The 1,151-nt window shown below is 55.2% G+C and carries 2 protein-coding genes; both read left to right on the top strand.

Annotated features, from left to right (window positions below):
- Positions 1 to 6: 6 nt before the first annotated feature.
- Positions 7 to 474, top strand: a complete 468-nt coding sequence (locus HZB34_16445) for a 2-C-methyl-D-erythritol 2,4-cyclodiphosphate synthase (protein MBI5317553.1) — start codon at positions 7 to 9, stop codon at positions 472 to 474.
- 20 nt (positions 475 to 494) lie between these two features.
- A complete protein-coding gene (gene cysE, locus HZB34_16440) occupies positions 495 to 1,145 on the top strand; it encodes a serine O-acetyltransferase (GenBank protein ID MBI5317552.1) in 651 nt (216 codons plus the stop codon).
- Positions 1,146 to 1,151: the final 6 nt, after the last annotated feature.

Below are 1,151 nucleotides of genomic sequence, written 5' to 3'. Positions count from 1 at the left end.
TTTCGTATTGGGTATGGCTATGACGTCCATCCATTGGGGCCAGGGCGTAAACTGATTCTTGGCGGGGTCGAAATTCCCCATAGCAAAGGGTTGGTTGGTCATTCTGACTCCGATGTGCTGGTTCATGCCGTTTGCGATGCCTTGTTGGGCGCAATGGGAGAGGGAGATTTGGGCCGGCACTACCCCAGTTCGGACCCCAAGTACAAAGGAATCTCGAGCCTCAAACTATTGGAAGATGTCATGTCGAAGCTGACAGTGAAGGGGTATCGAGTGGGAAATATTGACACCGTGATCGTGGCTCAAGCGCCCCGCCTTGGGCCGCACCTCGCGGCGATGCAGAAGACCTTGGCAGAAGCCGTCGGGATTCTCCCTGAATCAGTCAATGTCAAGGTGAAGAGCGGAGAAGGGTTAGATGCCGTAGGTCATGAGGAGGGCATGATCGCCCATGCGGTCTGTTTGATCGAGCCGACCTGAGGTCGTAGGATATACTGCTGATGCTGGCGCACATTACACAAGACCTCAAGGCGGTCTTTGATCGAGATCCGGCGGCAACAAGCAAGCTGGAGGTCGTTCTCACGTACGCAGGCTTCCATGCGTTGTTGGCGTATCGAATTTCCCATTGCCTCAAGTCGATGGGTGTTCCCTTCCTACCGCGTGCGATTTCACAACTAGCCCGCTGGGTAACCGGTGTGGAGATTCATCCTGCCGCCAAAATCGGGACGGGGTTTTTCATCGACCATGGTATGGGGGTGGTGATCGGCGAAACGGCTGAGATTGGGGACTACGTGACTCTCTTTCAAGGGGTGACTTTGGGGGGGACAGGTAAAGAGCGTGGCAAGAGGCACCCGACGCTTGGCAATCACGTGGTGGTTGGGGCTGGGGCCAAGATTCTTGGCGGGATTACGATCGGCGACAATGTGAAGATCGGGGCCAATTCTGTCGTATTGAAGAATGTGCCCCCCAATTCGACGGTCATCGGGGTGCCTGGCCGTGTGATTAAGTCCCTGGGCGAACGCCTGCCGGATGCGACGATGGACCAAGTTGATCTGCCAGACCCCATCAGCGACCGCTTTTTGGCTCTTGAGCAGGAATTGATCGACCTCCGAAAAAGACTCGAAAATCCTGATGAGAAGTCTAATCCGTAACCGTTA

It is taken from the genome of Nitrospirota bacterium (assembly GCA_016219645.1).
Lineage (GTDB): Bacteria > Nitrospirota > Nitrospiria > Nitrospirales > Nitrospiraceae > Palsa-1315.
Note: the sequence above shows the minus strand (reverse complement) of the source record. Positions and strands in the feature narration are given on the sequence as shown.

What these genes read in the sequence shown, in the direction of transcription:
- cysE (MBI5317552.1), top strand. Translation starts at nt 495, where the DNA reads ATGCTGGCGCACATTACACAAGACCTCAAGGCGGTCTTTGATCGAGAT.